Source organism: Pseudoduganella sp. SL102, assembly GCF_027856995.1.
Lineage (GTDB): Bacteria > Pseudomonadota > Gammaproteobacteria > Burkholderiales > Burkholderiaceae_D > Rugamonas > Rugamonas albidiflava.
In genome coordinates this window covers 154,850-172,612 of the sequence record NZ_CP115554.1, presented here as the reverse complement: position 1 = coordinate 172,612, position 17,763 = coordinate 154,850, and the positions used below count along the sequence as shown (strand labels likewise).

Below are 17,763 nucleotides of genomic sequence, written 5' to 3'. Positions count from 1 at the left end.
TTTCTCTTACCGGGTCATGCAGGGGGCGAGATTATCATTAATCAGCTCGCCTGGACCCGGCATGTTACACGACAGTACAAACGCTCATGCCAGCTGGTCGTTGCGCAGCATCTGCTGGTGGCGTTCGTTGATGATGGCCGCCGCTTCGCGGCCGCGCGCCATGTCGGACAGCACGATGTGGCTGGCATCGGTGAAGCGGTGCGCCACGCGGATCTTCCAGGAGCGCAGCAGCCAGCTGCGGAACGACTGCACATAGGTCGCCTGGTCCAGGTCGCGCCACTTGATGCCGCGGACGCCGCGCTGCCAGGGCAGCACGCCCGAATAGAGCCACACGCCCACGTCGTCGTAATACAGCTGCACGCTGCGGATCAGCAGCACGCGGTAGCCGATCAGCAGCGTGGAGGCGGCCAGCACGCCGGCGGCCGCCAGTTCCGAATGGTTGAAGGCCAGGCGCAGCACGAACGTCATCACCACGGCCGCCAGCAGGCAGCCGATGTAGGCGGTCCACGCCTTGCGGCACAGGGGGATGCCGTGCGAGGCGGCGGAGAGTTCGTTTTCCTTGAGTCGTTCCATGCCCGGATGATTGCATGGAATGCCAGTTCCGCAAAGGGTCAGGCGGGATCCTGGCGGCTGGTCATCCGCTCGGCCTGGTCGCCGGCGGCAAACCGGTCGAGGATATTGTTGGCGCGGGTACCGTCGCGGTCGTTGTCCACTTCCACTTGCAGGATGCAGGTGCTGCGCTGCACGGCGGCGCGGATTTCCGAGTTCTGCCCGGCGCGGTTCGGGTTGTCCATCGACGGCGTGGGCTTCTCGGTCAGGTCGAGCGCGAAGTTGCCCTCGACCGGGCCCGCTTCATCGTTGCGTGAATCGAGGGTGATGGCGGAAGCGTCGATGCCGGAGGCGATCAGCGCCTCGCGTGCCCCTTCCGCCTGGGTCAGGCTGTCGAATACTCGCAGCAAGGTATCGGCCATGATGTGCTCCTGGGTGCATTGGTGATTGCAGTCATCATAGCGAAGGCGGCGGGGCGGCAGCGTCCCGTTAGCTTCAGGAAAAATTCAGGATAACGTCAGCGCCGCAACCCCTCCTCGAGCATCGCCAGCATGTCCTCGGCCTTCATGCGCGCGGCCATCTCGCTGCCGTCCAGCAGGCTGTCGGCCAGTTCGCGCTTGTGCGCATGCAGGTCGACGATGCCTTCCTCGATCGTGTGCCGCGCCACCAGCCGGTAGATCGTCACGGGGCGCTGCTGGCCCATCCGGTGCGCGCGGTCGGACGCCTGGTCTTCCACCGCCGGATTCCACCATGGGTCCATGTGGATCACGTAGTCGGCCGCTGTCAGGTTGATGCCCACCCCGCCCGCCTTCAGGCTGATCAGGAACACGTCGCCGTCGCCGGCCTGGAACGCATCCACGCGCGCCTTGCGCGCCGCCGGCGGCGTCGAACCGTCCAGGTACTGGTACGGGATGCCATTGCGGTCGAGGTGCGCGCGGATCAGCGCCAGGTGGTCGACGAACTGGCTGAACACGAGCACCTTGTGCCGGTTTTCCAGCAGGCTGGCCAGCAGCTCGGCGAACGCGGCCAGCTTGCTGCTGTCGAGCTTCAGTTCGGGCGCCACCAGGTTCGGATTGCAGCAGGCGCGCCGCAGCTTCATGATCTCGGCCAGGATCTGGATCGACTTCTTGTCGGCCGGCGCATCGATGGACGCCAGCTTGTCCAGCGCCTCGCGGCGCAGCGATTCGTACAGCGCGGTTTCTTCCGCCGACAGGTCCACTTCCAGCACGATCTCGGTGCGCGCCGGCAGTTCCGCCAGCACCTGTGCCTTGGTGCGGCGCAGGATGAATGGACCGATCAGCCGGCGCAGCCGGTTGCGCGCGCCCACTTCGGCCTTGCGGTCCTGCTGGCGCTCGATCGGCCCGGCAAAGCGCAGGTTGAACTGGTCCAGCGATCCCAGCAGCCCCGGGTTGATGAAGCGGAACAGGTTCCACAGTTCGCCCAGGTGGTTTTCCAGCGGCGTGCCGGTGCAGGCCATGCGGAAGTCGCCCGACAGCGCCATCACGGCTTGCGAGCGCTTGGTCGCCGCGTTCTTGATGGCCTGCGCCTCGTCGAGCACGATGGTGTGCCAGCGCGGCCTGGTGAAGCGCTCGGATTCCAGCTGCAGCAGGCCATAGCTGGCGATCACCAGGTCGAACGGGCCGGCGCTGTCGATCATTTCGGCCCGGTCGCCGCTGCCGAACACCTTCACGTTCAGCGTCGGCGCGAAGCGCGCCGCTTCGCTGACCCAGTTCAGGCATACGGAGGTGGGCGCCACCACCAGCGCCGGGCCTTGCGGGGCGCGCAGCAGCAGCAGGGCCAGCGCCTGCACGGTCTTGCCCAGGCCCATGTCGTCGGCCAGGCAGGCGCCCACGCCCCAGTGGGCCAGCCGGGCCAGCCATTCGAAGCCTTCGCGCTGGTAGTCGCGCAACTCGGCCTGCAGGGTGGATGGCAGCTGCGGCTGGTATTCCGCCTGGGCGGCGATGCGGGCGACATGCTCGCGCCACAGCCGGTCCGCTTCCAGGCCGCCCACTTCGCCGGCCAGTTCTTCCAGCACGAAGGCGGCCAGCTGGTGGACCTTCGCGCCGGCATCGTCGTCCTCGCCATAGGCATCGAGTTCCGACAGGCGCCGGTACAGCTCTTCCGACAGGGCCAGGAATTGCCGGTCCTTCAATTCGATGAAGCGGCTCTTGCCGGCGCGGATCAGGTCGAGCAGCGAGCGCAGGTCCATCACGCGCTCTTCATCCACCTGCAACTGGCCGCTGACGGCGAACCAGTCCTTCTTGCTCTTGATCGACAGCTTCAGCTGCTTGGTGTGCACGGCCGGCGTGACCCTGAATTTCTCTCCCTCGGGCCAGCCCACCACCACCCGCTCCGGCCCCAGCTCCTGCAGTTCCGTCAACAATTGCAGGCACAGCGCCGGCTGGCCGATCAGCCATTCGCCGTGTTCCTGTTCAGCTCCTTCCAGCGCGGAACAGCGCAGCACCAGCTGGCGCTCGGCATCGCGCTCGCCCGCCAGGTTGCGGCGCACCTGCACCTGCTTGCCGCCCACGTCCGTGATCACCGTCTCCGCACCCGCGCCGGGCGCGTAATACGGCCCCGCATCCGGCAGCGGGCGCACCTGCACCTGCATGCGCAAGCCTTGCTGGTAGGGCAGCAGGTGCACGTGCAGGCGGATATCCGGATCGACGGCGCCGGCACCGGCGTTGCCGCCGCCGATATCGGACTGCACGGTCACGCTGGTGGCCACCGTGCCGATGGCTTTCAACACCTGGTCCTTCGCGTGCAGCGGCACCGTCAGGCCGTCGCCGACGATGGCGGCGATGCGTCGGTGCTCGTCGTTGATGGTGACCACGCGGATGCGGTTCGGCGCTTCGCGCAACGTGACCACCCGGTCGGCGCCCGACAGGCCGGGGTGCAGCGACAGGTGCAGCTTGCCCTTGCGTTCCTGCACCAGCAGTTCCGGTTCGCCGCCGGCGATTTCCACGCGGGTTTCCGGTGCATCCATCCAGAACACCAGCGGATGGCCGACGAGTGCCGGCGCCGCTTCGTCCGGATCGATGTCGTAGCGCAGGCCGGACGAATAAGCCTGCCGGGACGGGGCGATGTGCGTGCTGAGGCGGATATCCTGCGGCGTCAGGAACTCCAGCTCCGCGGCATCCTCGGACAGCCGCTTCAGCGCGATCGGCCGGCCGTTGCTCCACTGCCCCTTGGCATTGCGCTTCTGCTCGCGCGGTTCCAGCTCGGCGATGCCGAACCGGTCGCTCCAGTTGATCATCCACGCCAGGCGCGTCTCGCTCGCCGCCGCCGGCGCGGCCTGGTGCAGGTTGATCAGCGCGTCGAGCTGGCGCTGCCAGCCTTCCTGCCGCTCGAACCAGGTGGCCATGTCCGGCAGGCCCAGCGTCGCCAGCATGTCGTTCGCGCGGGCTTCGGCCGCTTCGTCGCCCAGGTGCCCCAGCAGGCTTTCCGCCTGCACGGCGATGAGGAGGTAGCCGGCGGCGCCGGCGTTCTGCGCCAGGTCCTGCAATTCGGCGCGGCGCTTTTCCAGTTGCGGCAGGCCGAGCCACCAGTACACCAGCGCCTGGAACAGCTGCGCCTGCAGCGGCGTGTCCCAGGCACGGGCCAGCACCACCTCGGCCTGCAGCGTGCCGGCGCGCACCTGGCGCAGCATCGACAGCATGCTGTAGGTATTGCTGTCGGGGTTTTGCTGCGCGTGCACGGCCAGTTCGAGGTAGCTCTCGGCCGTCTTCAGCGCTTTCGCATCGCCGGCACGCAGCAGCGCCAGCACGTACAGGTAACCGCCGAAGCCGGCGAACACCTGCTTGCGCTTGCCCGTTTCGCGGCGGACCGATTTCAAGGCTCCCTCGCAGCCGGCCACCGCGTCGGCCACACGATCGCGCAGCAGCGCCAGCGTGCTGGCGAACAGCAGCGCCAGCGGACTTTGCACCCCTTCCAGGTAGGCGGCCGCCTGCGGCAGCTTGCCGCACAGGATCGCATCCTCGCCCAGTGCCAGGCGCAGGGCGCCGGACACGTCGTCGCCAGCCTGGAGACGGCGTTCGAAGTGCCGTCCGGCGGCGCCGCGCACCGGCGGCGCGAGCGCTGGTTCGCGCTGCGCATGCTGGAGCAGCAGCATCAGGATGTCGTCCTGCATCGACGGGTGCACCAGCAGCAGCATGCCGGCCTCGAACGGGCGCGCGAAGATGTCGACGATCGGATGCAGCTGGGCCGCTTCGTAGGAGCGCAGGCAGGCGGCCAGCAAGGGCGCCACGTCCTGCGGCGGCTGGCCGCGCAGCAGCGCCATGCGCAGCCGTGCCACGCCGTGCCGGTAGCTGCGCGGTTCCGGCGTGCCGTCCCAGCTGCGGCGCATCGGGTTCAGGTGGTCGTACACCGCGCAGAGGTCGGCCAGCATGTGCGCGCTGATGGCGGCGCGGATCGCCGGCCAGCGCAGCTTCGCATTGCAGATATAGCCACGGCCCACGACGAGGCTGATGAAGGCCAGGCGTTCCAGGTGCGCCAGGATCTCGTCGCTGCGCGCCTTGTCACAAGCCGCGCCATCGTCGTCGCGCAGTCCGAGCTTCACGACATGCTCGTGCACCGCCGACTTGCCCATCGGCTCGCCCACCAGGGCCAGCAGCGCCAGTACCGTTTTCTCGTTCGGGTGCAGCGCGCCGAATTGATCCTGCAATGACTGATCCTGCAAAACACTGTCGCTCATGCCGCGCCGTCCATATTATGGATGGCTACCGGTGCCGGTGCGGTGGCATCGTGCAGTCCGAACATGCGCTGGTAGAAATACAGCTCCGCTTCCAGGGTGCGCACGATCGACTCGCCTTTCCTGAAACCGTGCCCTTCGCCTTCCAGCTCCAGGTAGGCCACCGGCACGCCGCGCTGGCGCAGCGCCTTCACCATGTTCTCCGACTGCGGCGGCGGCACCACCTTGTCGTCCAGGCCCTGGAAGAAGATCATCGGGCAATCGAGCTTGTCGACATGGTGGCTGGGCGAGCGCTCCAGGTACACCTGCCGCGCCTGCGGCTGCGGGGCGATCAGGTATTCGTTGTAGTGCGATTCGAACTTGTGCGAATCGTCGTCCAGGCCTTGCAGGTCGGCCACGCCGTAATAGCTGGCGCCCAGCTTGAACACGTCGTGGAATGCCAGCGCGCTCAGCGTGGTATAGCCGCCGGCGCTGCTGCCGCGGATGATCAGCCGCTCGCCATCGGCGCGGCCCTGTTCGACGAGCCAGCGCGCGCCGGCCACGCAGTCCTCCACGTCGACCACGCCCCATTGCCCTTTGAGCAAGTCGCGGTAGGCGCGGCCGAAGCCGGTGCTGCCGCCATAGTTCACGTCCAGCACGCCGAAGCCGCGGCTGGTCCAGAACTGGGTGGCCAGCTTCAGCGTGCTGGCCGCCATGCCGGTCGGGCCACCGTGGCCGATCACGATCACCGGCGGTTTTTCACCGGCCGGGGCCTGCACGTCGCGATTCTTCGGCGGGTAGAAGAATGCGTAGGCGGTGCGGCCGTTCGCGCTGGGGTAGCTGACGCTTTCCGGGACGGACAGGTAGCCGAGGTCCGGCAGCGTGTCGATCGACCTGGCCAGCACCTGCGGTTCGCCGCTGCCGGTGCCGTCTCCCAGGTCGATGCGCGCGATCTCGGCCGGGATGGTGGGGCTGCCGCCCAGCAGCACGATGCAGCCGTCGCCGATGCGCAGCTCGCGGATTTCCTGGTACGGGTTGGCGATGGGTTCCAGCCTGGCGCTGCCGATCACCAGCCGGGCCAGCCGGCTGATGCCTTGCTCGATATAGGTGCAGGCGATCTCGCTGGCGGAAAGGAAGCCGTACATGGCATTGCCGAAGGTCCAGTGCGGGCCGGCGAATTCCGCTTCCAGCGGGCAGATCGCCTCGATCCCGTCGCCATCGCGGTAAAGGTTCCACCAGCCGCTGCGGTCGGAAACAAAGTACAGGCGCCCGTCCGGCGACCACTCGGGCTGGCAGATGGCTTCTTCCGGGCCGCCCGCGACCAGCACCGGGGCCGCCAGGGTGCCGTCGGCCGCGATGTCGGCCCGCCACAGCTCGGTGCCTTGCCACGGCATGCGCGGATGATCCCAGGTCAGCCAGGCCAGTTGCCGGCCGTCCGGCGACAGGCGGGGCGACGAGTAAAAATCGTGGCCTCGTGCCAGCACGGTTTCGGTGCCGTCGAAAGCCACCGCGCACAGCGTGTTTTCCGGCTGGGCATGCGATGCCGGATCGTCCGGATGCTGCTCGCGCACCGCGACCAGCCGCTGGCGCGCACGGTCGACGATGAAATCGGCGAAGCGCTGCCGGCCTGGCGCCGTGAATGGCACCGGATCGGGCACCGCATCCTTGCCATTTTCCTTGCGGTACAGGCGGTTGTCGCCGGCATGGGAAAAGAACACGGTGCCGCCATCGGCGGCAAAGGCGCCGCCGCCATATTCGTGCACGCGGCTGCGCACGTTCAGCGGCAGCGGCGTCAGCTCGTCCACCCGCGTGCCGTCGAGCCGCAGCAGCGTGTTGCGGCCGCCTTCGCTGGCGCGCCCGGCCAGCCAGAAAATAGCCGTGCCGTCGATCGCCAGCGATGACAGCGGTGTGGCACCGGCGGCCACCATGGCGGCGGAAATCGGCGAAGGCCAGGTACCGAAGGAAGCGGTTTGCAAGGAGGTCGGGGCGGTCATTTCCGGGACGAGTGAAAAGAACGGGGGGATGCGATAATACCTTCTTTCGTCCCGCCTTTCATTGTCATCCATGCCACAATTCGCCCCGCTCCAGAACGACACCTTCCTGCGTGCGCTGCTGCGCCAGCCGACCGACTACACGCCTGTGTGGCTGATGCGCCAGGCGGGCCGCTACTTGCCGGAATACAAGGCCACGCGCGAAAAGGCGGGCTCGTTCATGGGGCTGGCCACGAATCCGGACCTGGCCACCGAAGTCACGCTGCAGCCGATCGACCGCTACGAGCTGGATGCGGCGATCCTGTTTTCCGACATCCTGACGGTGCCCGACGCGATGGGCCTGGGCCTGTATTTCGTCGAAGGCGAAGGCCCGAAGTTCGAACGCCCCCTGAAGACCGAGGCGGACGTGCAGGCGCTGCGCCTGCCCGAAGCGGGCTCGCTGGATTACGTGTTCAAGGCGGTCACGCAAATCCGTACCACGCTGAACGGCCGGGTGCCGCTGATCGGCTTTTCCGGCAGCCCATGGACGCTGGCCTGCTACATGGTCGAAGGGCAGGGTTCGCGCGAGTTCCATACCATCAAGAAAATGCTGTACAGCCGGCCGGACCTGATGCACCACATCCTGGACATCAACGCGCGCGCGGTGGCCGAGTACCTGAACGCCCAGATCGAGGCGGGCGCCCAGGCGGTGATGATCTTCGATTCGTGGGGCGGCGCGCTGGCCGACGGGGCTTATCAGCAGTTTTCGCTGCACTACATGCAGCGCGTGGTGGCGCAGCTGAAGCGCGAGCATGACGGCGCGCGCATTCCCGCCATCGTGTTCACCAAGGGCGGCGCGCACTGGGCCGAGGAGATCGCCGCGATCGGCGCCGATGCGATCGGCCTGGACTGGACGGCCAACCTCGCCAAGGTGCGCGCGGCGGTGGGCGACAAGGTGGCGCTGCAGGGCAACCTCGATCCGGCCATCCTGTTTGCCGGCGCGGAGCAGATCCAGGCCGAAGTGCGCCGCGTGCTGGACGCCTACGGTCCTCATACCACCGGCCACGTCTTCAACCTGGGCCACGGTATTTCCCAGTTCACCCCGCCGGAATCGGTGGCGGTGATGGTCGACACGGTGCATTCGCACAGCCGCAAGCTCCGTTTCGGAGCGTAATTCCTGGCAGGTCCGGCGGTGGCGAGAGTGGAAACGCTTCACTCCATCGCCGTGCGCCGCGTTTCGGCGCCTGGCGAGGCCGCGAGCACAAAGGCAAACCCGACTTATGCACAATTTTTCTGGCTGCCAAAGTAAAAGGCAGCCAGGAAAGTTTAATCGCAGCAAAAAATCCAAGCTCTTGATTTGACAGGATAAAATCCAGCATGGAAGTTAGTGTTCTTTGCGATAAGTAAACCTTATCCCCGGGTCCGGCAAATGTTGTCGCGGCATTCTCCACAAAGTTATCCACAAAAACTGTGGAAAAAAGGCAAAAGCGCTTAGTAAACCGCGACTTATGCTTCATTTTGGGGAGTTGCACGAATTTTGGGCAAGGAAAGAACGCGCAAGCGGGCTCGCCATCGTCGAGCCCGCTTGGTAAAATAGCCGGTTCCGTGTGCCGCATGCACCCCGTTTCCAACCGCTCAGGCGGTTGAGCAGAGGTGACTTATGCACAGCAAGATTAAAAAATCGCGCAAAACGGCCGCTCTCGGAGGCTATTTATAACTCCATGATTTTAAAAGAAAAAAATTGTGAAATTTGGCGTTTCCTTGCTTCATCATTGGCTGGATAACGTGGGTTTCCGGGAATTACGGGTCCAATGTCCACAAAGTTATCCCCAGAATTTGTGGATAGTTCACGGGTAATCTGATGTCGCATTGCATACTCCCGCATTGCATCCTGCGCATCGCGCTCGATACGCCACTGCACGCGGTCTTCGACTATCGCTGGCCATGCGCGGCCACGGAGCGGCCGCAGGTCGGCCACCTGGCGCTGGTGCCGTTCGGCAGGCGCGAAGTGGTCGGCATCATCGTCGGCGTGGCCGACGACACCGACGTGCCCGAGGGAAAGCTCAAGGATGCGCTGGCGGTGCGCCTGCAACTGGCGCCGCTGCCGGCGCAGTGGCTGGCGCTGGCCGGTTTCGCCGCCGAGTATTACCAGCGCCCGCTGGGCGAGGTGGCGCTGCCGGGCGTGCCGAAAAACCTGCGGCTGCCGACCACCGTGGCGCTGGACCGCGCGATCAAGAAGCTGGCGAAGACGGCCATCGGGCATGATCCCGCACCGGTCGGCATGCCGGAACTCAATCCTGAACAGCAGCGCGCGGCCGATGCGATCGGCGGCGCCGAGGGGTTTGCACCGATGCTGCTGTACGGCGTGACGGGCAGCGGCAAGACCGAGGTATACCTGCAGGCCTGCGCCCAGGTGCTGGCGCGCGACGAACATGCGCAGATCCTCGTGCTGGTACCCGAGATCAACCTCACGCCGCAGCTGGAATCGAACATCCGCGCCCGCTTCCCCGGCGTGATGGTGGCCACGCTGCACAGCAGCCTTGCCGAAGGCGAGCGCATGCTGCACTGGCTGGCCGCGCACCAGGGCCAGGCCCGCATCGTGCTCGGCACGCGGCTGGCGATCCTGGCCTCGCTGCCGCACCTGCGGCTGATCGTGATCGACGAGGAACACGATCCGTCGTACAAGCAGCAGGAAGGCTTGCGCTATTCGGCGCGCGACCTGGCCGTGTGGCGCGCGTGGCAATTGAAGATTCCTGTCGTGCTGGGCTCGGCCACCCCATCGCTGGAAAGCTGGCATCACGCGCAGTCGAAGCGCTACCGCAAGCTCGAACTGCGCGAACGCGCCGTGAAGCAGGCGGTGCTGCCCGCCGTCAAGCTCATCAACATGGAGCACGACAAGCCCGATGGCGGCGTGACGATGCAGCTGAAGGCGGCCCTGCGCCAGCGCCTGGAACGGGGCGAGCAATCGCTGCTGTTCCTGAACCGGCGCGGCTATGCCCCCGTGATCTGCTGCGATTCCTGCGGCTGGGTCAGCGATTGCCAGCGCTGCACGGCATTCATGGTGCTGCACAAGGGCGAGTTCAAGCTGCGCTGCCACCACTGCAGCCTGGAGATGCGCATTCCGCGCCATTGCCCCACCTGCGGCAACATCGACCTGCAGCCGCTGGGCCGCGGCACCCAGCGCATCGAGGAAAACCTGCGCGAATGGTTTCCCGAGGCGCGCATCCTGCGCATCGATGCCGATTCCACGCGCCGCAAGGGCAGCGCGCAGGAAGCGTTCGACACCGTGCACCGGGGCGACGTCGATATCCTCATCGGCACGCAGATGGTCGCCAAGGGCCACGACTTCAAGAAGCTGACGCTGGTCGGCATCCTGAACCCGGACACGGCACTGTTCTCGCAGGATTACCGCGCCAGCGAGCGGCTGTTCGCGCAGCTGATGCAGGTGGCCGGCCGCGCCGGCCGCACCGCGCAGGCCGAAGGCGGCAGCGCCAGCGAAGTCCTGGTGCAGACGCGCTATCCCGAACATCCGCTGTATGCCGCTTTGGTCAGGCACGACTACGACCGTTTCGCCGGCGCGCTGCTGGCCGAGCGCGAGCAGGCCGGCCTGCCGCCCTACCTGTACCAGGCCATGCTGCGGGCCGAGGCGCCGGAACTGGCGAAGGCGCTGGAGTTCCTGCAGGCCGCGCGTGGCTGCATGCAGGGCGAGGACATTGCCCAAGGCATTACGCTCAACGATCCCATCCCGATGAGCATGACGCGGGTGTACAACGTGGACCGCGCGCAGTTGCTGGCGGAGTCGCCGTCGCGCCCGGCATTGCAAGTCTTCCTGAAAGAATGGATGGCGCGCCTGCGGGACATGAAGTCGCGCGTGAAATGGTCGCTGGAAGTGGATCCGGTCGATATCTGAGCAGTTCACGCGGTGCGGCGCGCCGCCCGAAGCAGTTTCCTCCGCTGGCTTGCCGGGTTCCTGGTGTACGATGCCGTCAGAATTCCTGGAGGAACCATGAACACGATTCGTTGCGATGTAGCGGTGATCGGGGCCGGCACCGCCGGCCTGTCCGCCTACCGCGCCGCGCGCGCGGCCGGCAAGCACGCGGTGCTGATCGAAGGCGGCCCGTATGGCACCACATGCGCGCGCGTGGGGTGCATGCCCAGCAAGCTGCTGATCTCGGCAGCCGAGGCCGCGCATGCACTGCAGGCGGCCCCCGGCTTCGGCGTGCACGCCGGTACCGTACGCATCGACGGCGCGGCCGTGATGCACCGCGTGCGCCGCGAACGCGACCGCTTCACCGGCTTTGTCGTCGACAATATCGAGGGCTTGCCGGCCGCCGACAGGATCCGCGGCTACGCCCGTTTCGCGGCGCCCGACCGCCTGCTGGTGGACGACCATACCGAGGTGCATGCGGAACGGATCGTCATCGCCACCGGGTCGGCGCCGATCGTGCCCGAGGAATGGGCGCGCGCCGGGCCCCGCGTGATCCACAGCGACGCCGTGTTCGAGTGGACCGACCTGCCGGGCTCGGTGGCCGTCATCGGCACCGGCGTGATCGGGCTGGAACTGGGGCAGGCGCTGCACCGGCTGGGCGTGCGCGTGGCGCTGTACGCACGCGGCAACAGCATTGCCCAGCTGAGCGATCCGGCCGTGCTGGCCGAGGCCACGACCGTGCTGAAGCAGGAGCTCGACGTGCGCTTCCAGGCCCAGGTGGTCTCGGTGCAGCCGGATGGCGAGCAGCTCGCGCTGGTCACGCGCGATGCCGCCGGCAACGAACTGCGCGAACATTACGACTATGTGCTGGTGGCGATCGGCCGCGCGCCGAACGTGCAGGCGCTGCGCCTGGATCTCGCTGGCATCGAGCGCGACCGCCGCGGCGTGCCGCTGTACAACCACACCACCATGCAGTGCGGTACCAGCCCGATCTTCATCGCTGGCGACGCCAACGACGAACTGCCGCTGTTGCCGGAAGCGGCCGACCAGGGAAAAATCGCCGGGCATAATGCCGCGCTCTATCCCGACGTGCAGCCCGGCCTGCGCCGCACACCGCTGGCGATCGCGTTCACCGAGCCGCAGATCGCCACCCCCGGTGCCGGCTGGCGCGCGCTGGCCCAGAGCCACGAGGGGCGCTTTGCCGTCGGTGAAGTATCGTTCGACAACCAGGGCCGCAGCCGCGTGATGCTGCAGAACCGCGGCATGCTGCGGGTGTACGGGGAATACGGCAGCGGCCGGTTCCTGGGCGCCGAGATGATCGGTCCGCGCGCCGAACACATCGGCCACCTGCTGGCCTGGTCCGTGCAGGCCGGGCTGACGGTGGCCGCCATGCTCGACATGCCGTTCTACCATCCCGTGGTGGAAGAAGGGCTGCGCACCGCGCTGCGCGACCTGGCCGAAGCCCTGAAGCACCCGCCACCGGAGCCGCCGCAACCCTGCCCGGACTGCACGCCGGGCACATGAGTAGCCGGACAGCTGGTCCAATTTGTGGCTGATACCGCTTAGTTAAGCGTTACCCGGCACATTGAAAGCGCATGCATTCACCCCTACAGCGAAGGGCTGGGGTCAGGAGGGTGTGCCGGCCTGCAGGCCAGCACTGTTCCGCAGGCGCGAAGCATGCTTCGCGAAACCCCTGCTTCACCTCGGCGGGTCTGACCCCGGAATTTGCACTTGGGGTGGGCTTATCTAAGCAGCATGATCCGTGGCCGGATTTAGCTGAACTAAAAAGCAACGCCGTTTGATTTTCCCCAAAAGCAATCGCCGGTGTCTTACCTTGCTGCTATAGACTATTGATAGAAAGCAAAGCTGTCGCGTGATGGGCAATCTAAAGTCATACGCGCAGGCAATATTTGGGGGAATCATGACGATACGGCGATTAACCAGCGATGACATCCGTCCGGGTGAACGGCTTGCCTGGGATGTGTTTGGCGAAAATGGCGCACTGCTCGTGCGCAAGGGCTTCACGCCATCATCCGAGGCGCAGGTCGACAGCATCGTCCAGCGCGGCTATGTCGACGATGCGTCGCCCTGCGTGGCCAGTGTGAAGGCGCGCGCCGCCAGTGTCGAGCCGCCGTCGGTGCTGCGGCTGCTGAACCACGCGGTCGCGGAACTGGAACCGCTGCTGCACCGCATCGCGGCCGGCGGCGGCGGCGTGCAGGCCGAGCTGGAACAGGTGGCACTGCTCGTCGAGGAAGCCGTTGAAATCAACGCCGAGGTGGCTGCCGCCTGCATCCTGCACAACCAGCGCGCCGCGCCCTACGCGATACGGCACTGCATCGACACGGCCGTGGTGGCGCAGATCCTGGCCCGCGCGGTCAAGCGGCCGGTCATCGAACGCCAATCGATGTCGCTGGCCGCGCTGACGATGAACGTGGGAATGCTGCGGCTGCAGGACGACCGCTGCGTGCTGTCCACCGAGGAAAAAGCGCTGGTGCGCAATCACCCGGAACAGGGCGTGGCGCTGCTGCGCCAGGCCGGCGTGACCGACCCGCTATGGCTCGACTGCGTGCTGTCGCACCATGAAAACGAAAATGGCAGCGGCTATCCGCGCGCGCTGGTCGGCGACGCGATCGCCTTCCCGGCCAAGCTGATCGCGCTGGCCGACCGCTATTGTGCGCGCGTGTCGGACCGGCCGTACCGCAAGCCGATGCTGCCGAACGCGGCGCTGCGCGACATCCTGCTCGATGCGCGGCAAGCGCTGGATGCCCAGCTGGGAGCCGTGCTGATCCGCGAACTGGGGATTTATCCCGTCGGCACCTTCGTGCGGCTGCTCAATGGCGAAGTGGGCGTCGTATCGCGCCGCGGCCTGAATTCGACGACGCCGTACGTGCAGTCGTTCATCGGCCCGCGCGGCGCGCCGCTCGACGTGTTCCTGCAGCGCGATACCCGCGGCGAGCTGTCCGGCATCCGCGACGTGCTCCGCGCCGAGCAGGTCGATGGCAGCATCCGGATGGACCAGGTGTGGGGCAAGGCGGCGCTGCCCTAGGACGCACTCAGTTCAGCGTCGCATCCAGCCGGCCATCCTCGGCCAGTTCGCGCAGCACGCGGATCGTGTCGATATCCGATTCCTGGTAGGCCGAGCGGCGGAATTCGTCGAACATGGCGTTTTCCTCGTCCTCGCGGGCGTTGTGCGCATCTTCGTACTCGAAGCGCACGAACAGGCGGTCCTGGCCATGCGACTCGATCGTCATCGTCAGGCTCGACTTGCTGATCTCGCCCTGCGGCGCCACTTCGTAGCGGATCAGGTTCGGATATTCCAGCACCACCGTATCCTCGATCACCAGGTCGCCATAGCGCTGCGTGCGCTTGAAGCCATTGTTCGTGCGCTCGCCGATACGCACCTCGTCCAGGTGCGGCACGAACAGCTTGGGCGATTCGGCGCGCAGCACGAGCCCGCGCCAGACCTGTTCGTGGGTGAGGATATCGATCAGCGGATTCAGCGGATCATTGATTTCTATCAGATGTTCAAATTTCATAGCGTGGCAAAAAAGTCGTGAGCCGAATGCCACTATATTCCTCCAAAGCGGGAAATATCAATGCCGAGGCGGTAGAATGGCCGGCTGCGTGTCCGGCTGTGCCTGCCTTATCCGCGTTTTCAACCTCGCCTTAGATCTTCTTTCAACATGTCCAATGCACCCAGATTCGGCCTGAACGGGCCGCAAAGCGAAGCCGTGCTGTACCTCGACGGACCGGCCCTCGTGCTGGCCGGCGCCGGCTCGGGCAAGACGCGCGTGATCACGCAAAAGATCACCTACATGATCGAGGAGCGGGGCTACGATCCCCGCACCATCGCAGCGCTCACGTTCACCAACAAGGCCGCGCTGGAAATGCAGGAGCGCGTGGCCAAGCTGCTGAAGCAGCCGAAGCAGGCCAAGCAGCTGACGGTGTCGACCTTCCATTCGCTGGGCGTGAAGATCCTGCGGCAGGAAGCCAACCACCTGGGCCTGAAGGACCGCTTTTCCATCATGGACAGCGACGATTGCTATTCGCTGGTGCAGGACCTGGCCATCACCACGGACAAGCAGCTGATCCGCCGCATCCAGAACGACATCTCGCTGTGGAAGAACGGCCTGGTCACGCCGGAACTGGCGATCCGCAACGCCAAGGACGAGGACGAGGCGCAGTCGGCGCGCATCTACGCCAGCTACGTGAGCACGCTGTCGGCCTACCAGGCGGTCGACTTCGACGACCTGATCCGCCTGCCGGTGGAACTGTTCCGCGACAACGACCCGGTGCGCGACAAGTGGCAGCGCCGCCTGCGCTACCTGCTGGTCGACGAATACCAGGACACCAACACCTGCCAGTACGAGCTGCTGAAGCTCATGGTGACGGGGATCGGCAAGAAGCCCATGTTCACCGCGGTGGGCGACGACGACCAGGCGATCTACGCCTGGCGCGGCGCCTCGGTGGAAAACCTGGCCAACCTGCAGGTCGATTTCCCCGACCTGCGGCTGATCAAGCTGGAACAGAACTACCGCTCCACCACGCGCATCCTGCAGGCGGCCAATGCCGTCATCTCGAACAATCCGAAGCTGTTCGAGAAGGCGCTGTGGTCCGAGCATGGCCTGGGCGAGCCGATCAAGGTGCACGCGATGGCCAACGACGAACAGGAAGCCGACCAGGTGGCGATCATGATCTCGGCCGACCACTTCGAGCGCCGCAACAAGTGGTCCGACTACGCGATCCTGTACCGCGGCAACCACCAGGCCCGCATCATCGAGCAGGCGCTGCGCAACCAGCGCATCCCGTACACGATCTCCGGCGGCCAGAGCTTCTTCGACAAGGCCGAGATCAAGGACATCATCGCCTACCTGCGCCTGCTGGCCAACCAGGACGACGATCCCGCCTTCATCCGCGCCGTGACGACGCCGCGCCGCGGCATCGGCCAGTCCACGCTGGAAGTACTGGGCGCCTTTTCCGGCCAGTGGCAATGCTCGCTGTTCGAAGCCGTGTTCAAGGGCGGCATCGAAGCGAAGCTGACCGACCGCCAGCTGCAGCCGCTGCGCGACTTCTGCAATTTCATCAACGACCTGGAATCGCGCGCCAGCCGCCCGGGCCAGGCCGGCAGCGGCGACAACGCCGCGCAGGTGCTGGACGACATGATGGAGGCGATCCACTACGAGCACTACCTGTACGACACGCTGGAAGAGCGCGCCGCGCAGGGCAAGTGGCAGAACGTGCTGGACTTCATCGGCTGGCTGAAGGAGCGGGGCCGCGGCGGCAAGGATCGCGACGGCGAGGAAAAGAACGTGCTGGAGCTGACGCAGATGGTGGCGCTGATGTCGATGCTCGAGGGGAAGGACGAAGACCCGGATGCGATCCGCATGTCCACCCTGCACGCGTCGAAAGGCCTGGAGTATCCGCACGTGTTCCTGGTCGGCGTGGAAGAAGGCATCCTGCCGCACAAGGGCGATCCGGATGCGCCGGTCGAAACGCTGGCCCAGCGCATCGAGGAAGAACGGCGGCTGATGTACGTGGGCATCACGCGTGCGCAGCGCACGCTGCAGCTGACCTGGTGCAAGAAGCGGAAACGCGCCGGCGAGCAGGTACACTGCGACGTTTCCCGCTTCATCGCCGAGATGCAGCTGGACGTGGGCGATGCGCCGCCGAAGGAAACCGAGGTGATCTCGCCGCGCGAACGCCTGGCCCGCATGAAGGAATTGCTGGCCACTTCGAAACCAAAGGAAATCACGTGAACCCGCAAGAAGAACAAGAGGCACGCTTCGTCGACATCGAGATCAAGCTGGCGCACCAGGAAGACCTGGTCGAATCGCTGAACGCGCGCGTCTACGAGCAGCAAAAGCAGATCGACCAGCTGGAAGCCATGGTGGCCCGGCTGATCGAGCACATGCGCACGCGCGACACCACCCAGGCGCCCGTCAACGAGCGGCCGCCGCATTATTGATGGAAGGCGTGTGATGGAGCGCCCGCCGATGGAAACCTATCTCGCCGCATCGGAATGGATCGACTTCGACCACCCGCGCGTCAAGGCACGGGCCGACGCGCTGGCGCACGGGAGTACCGGCATCGGCGACACGGTGCGCCGCTGCTTCGAGTTCGTGCGCGACGAGATCCGCCACAGTTGGGACTACAGGCAAAACCCGGTGACCTGCCGCGCCTCGGATGTACTGGCGCACGGCACCGGCTATTGCTACGCCAAGAGCCACCTGCTGGCCGCGCTGCTGCGCGCGAACGGCATCCCGGCCGGCCTGTGCTACCAGCGCCTCGCGGTCGGCACCGAAGGGCCGCCGTTCTGCCTGCACGGTTTGAATGCTGTCTGGCTGCCGGAACACGGCTGGTACCGCATCGATGCGCGCGGCAACAAGGAAGGCGTCGACGCCCGTTTCACCCCGCCGGTCGAGCGGCTGGCGTTTCCCGTGCTGGCGCGCGAGGAGCGCGACCTGCCCGAGATCTGGGCCGAGCCGCTGGGCGTGGTCGTGGCCGCGCTGACCGGCCATGCCACGGTAGAAGACGTGGCGGCGCACCTGCCCGATATCGATCTGCTGCCCCGCCCATGAGCGGCACATGAGCGGCGTGCCAGTGCCGAAAGTCATGGTCCCGCACCATGCCGACCGGCACATGCGGCA

Annotated in this window: 12 protein-coding genes; 7 read left to right on the top strand and 5 right to left on the bottom strand. The window is 66.2% G+C overall.

What is annotated here, in order from left to right:
• Positions 1-84: 84 nt before the first annotated feature.
• The 4 genes from OU994_RS00685 to OU994_RS00670 form a co-directional block, all read right to left on the bottom strand.
• A complete protein-coding gene (locus tag OU994_RS00685; RefSeq protein ID WP_281609221.1) occupies positions 85-573 on the bottom strand; it encodes a hypothetical protein in 489 nt (162 codons plus the stop codon).
• Positions 574-611: 38 nt separating this feature from the next.
• Positions 612-971 carry a hypothetical protein gene (locus OU994_RS00680; protein WP_131148637.1) on the bottom strand — a complete coding sequence of 120 codons (360 nt, stop codon included), beginning with the start codon at positions 969-971 and terminating at the stop codon, positions 612-614.
• A gap of 95 nt (positions 972-1,066) precedes the next feature.
• Positions 1,067-5,212: a DEAD/DEAH box helicase gene (locus tag OU994_RS00675; RefSeq protein ID WP_307731780.1), complete on the bottom strand. Its 4,146-nt coding sequence runs from the start codon at positions 5,210-5,212 to the stop codon at positions 1,067-1,069.
• 26 nt (positions 5,213-5,238) lie between these two features.
• Positions 5,239-7,212 carry a prolyl oligopeptidase family serine peptidase gene (locus OU994_RS00670; protein ID WP_281609219.1) on the bottom strand — a complete coding sequence of 658 codons (1,974 nt, stop codon included), beginning with the start codon at positions 7,210-7,212 and terminating at the stop codon, positions 5,239-5,241.
• Positions 7,213-7,282: 70 nt separating this feature from the next.
• Here OU994_RS00670 and hemE point away from each other — a divergent pair, with 70 nt between their 5' ends.
• The 4 genes from hemE (at position 7,283) to OU994_RS00650 (ending at position 14,162) form a co-directional block, all read left to right on the top strand.
• On the top strand, positions 7,283-8,362 hold the full coding sequence (gene hemE / locus OU994_RS00665) for a uroporphyrinogen decarboxylase (RefSeq protein WP_281609218.1): 1,080 nt from the start codon (positions 7,283-7,285) through the stop codon (positions 8,360-8,362).
• 687 nt (positions 8,363-9,049) lie between these two features.
• Entirely contained in the window at positions 9,050-11,098 is a 2,049-nt protein-coding gene (locus OU994_RS00660) for a primosomal protein N' (protein ID WP_281609217.1), read from the top strand.
• A 96-nt stretch (positions 11,099-11,194) separates the two neighbouring features.
• Complete coding sequence (locus OU994_RS00655) at positions 11,195-12,640, top strand: dihydrolipoyl dehydrogenase (protein ID WP_281609216.1); 1,446 nt, start codon at positions 11,195-11,197, stop codon at positions 12,638-12,640.
• A gap of 397 nt (positions 12,641-13,037) precedes the next feature.
• Positions 13,038-14,162, top strand: a complete 1,125-nt coding sequence (locus OU994_RS00650) for an HD-GYP domain-containing protein (RefSeq protein ID WP_281609215.1) — start codon at positions 13,038-13,040, stop codon at positions 14,160-14,162.
• Between the two features lie 7 nt (positions 14,163-14,169).
• Here the strand turns inward: OU994_RS00650 and OU994_RS00645 are convergent, their stop codons facing one another.
• Positions 14,170-14,652 carry an SRPBCC family protein gene (locus OU994_RS00645; RefSeq protein WP_281609214.1) on the bottom strand — a complete coding sequence of 161 codons (483 nt, stop codon included), beginning with the start codon at positions 14,650-14,652 and terminating at the stop codon, positions 14,170-14,172.
• 147 nt (positions 14,653-14,799) lie between these two features.
• Between OU994_RS00645 and OU994_RS00640 the strand changes: the two genes are divergently transcribed.
• The 3 genes from OU994_RS00640 to OU994_RS00630 are packed head-to-tail and all read left to right on the top strand — an operon-like array spanning position 14,800 to position 17,694.
• Positions 14,800-16,872, top strand: a complete 2,073-nt coding sequence (locus tag OU994_RS00640) for a UvrD-helicase domain-containing protein (RefSeq protein ID WP_131148646.1) — start codon at positions 14,800-14,802, stop codon at positions 16,870-16,872.
• The gene (locus tag OU994_RS00635; protein ID WP_281609213.1) at positions 16,869-17,081 is read left to right on the top strand and encodes a SlyX family protein; all 213 of its coding nucleotides are present in this window, start codon (positions 16,869-16,871) and stop codon (positions 17,079-17,081) included. The genes OU994_RS00640 and OU994_RS00635 overlap by 4 nt, the downstream gene beginning before the upstream one ends.
• 28 nt (positions 17,082-17,109) lie before the next feature.
• Positions 17,110-17,694, top strand: a complete 585-nt coding sequence (locus OU994_RS00630; protein WP_281609212.1) for a transglutaminase family protein — start codon at positions 17,110-17,112, stop codon at positions 17,692-17,694.
• The last annotated feature ends 69 nt before the right edge of the window (positions 17,695-17,763 follow it).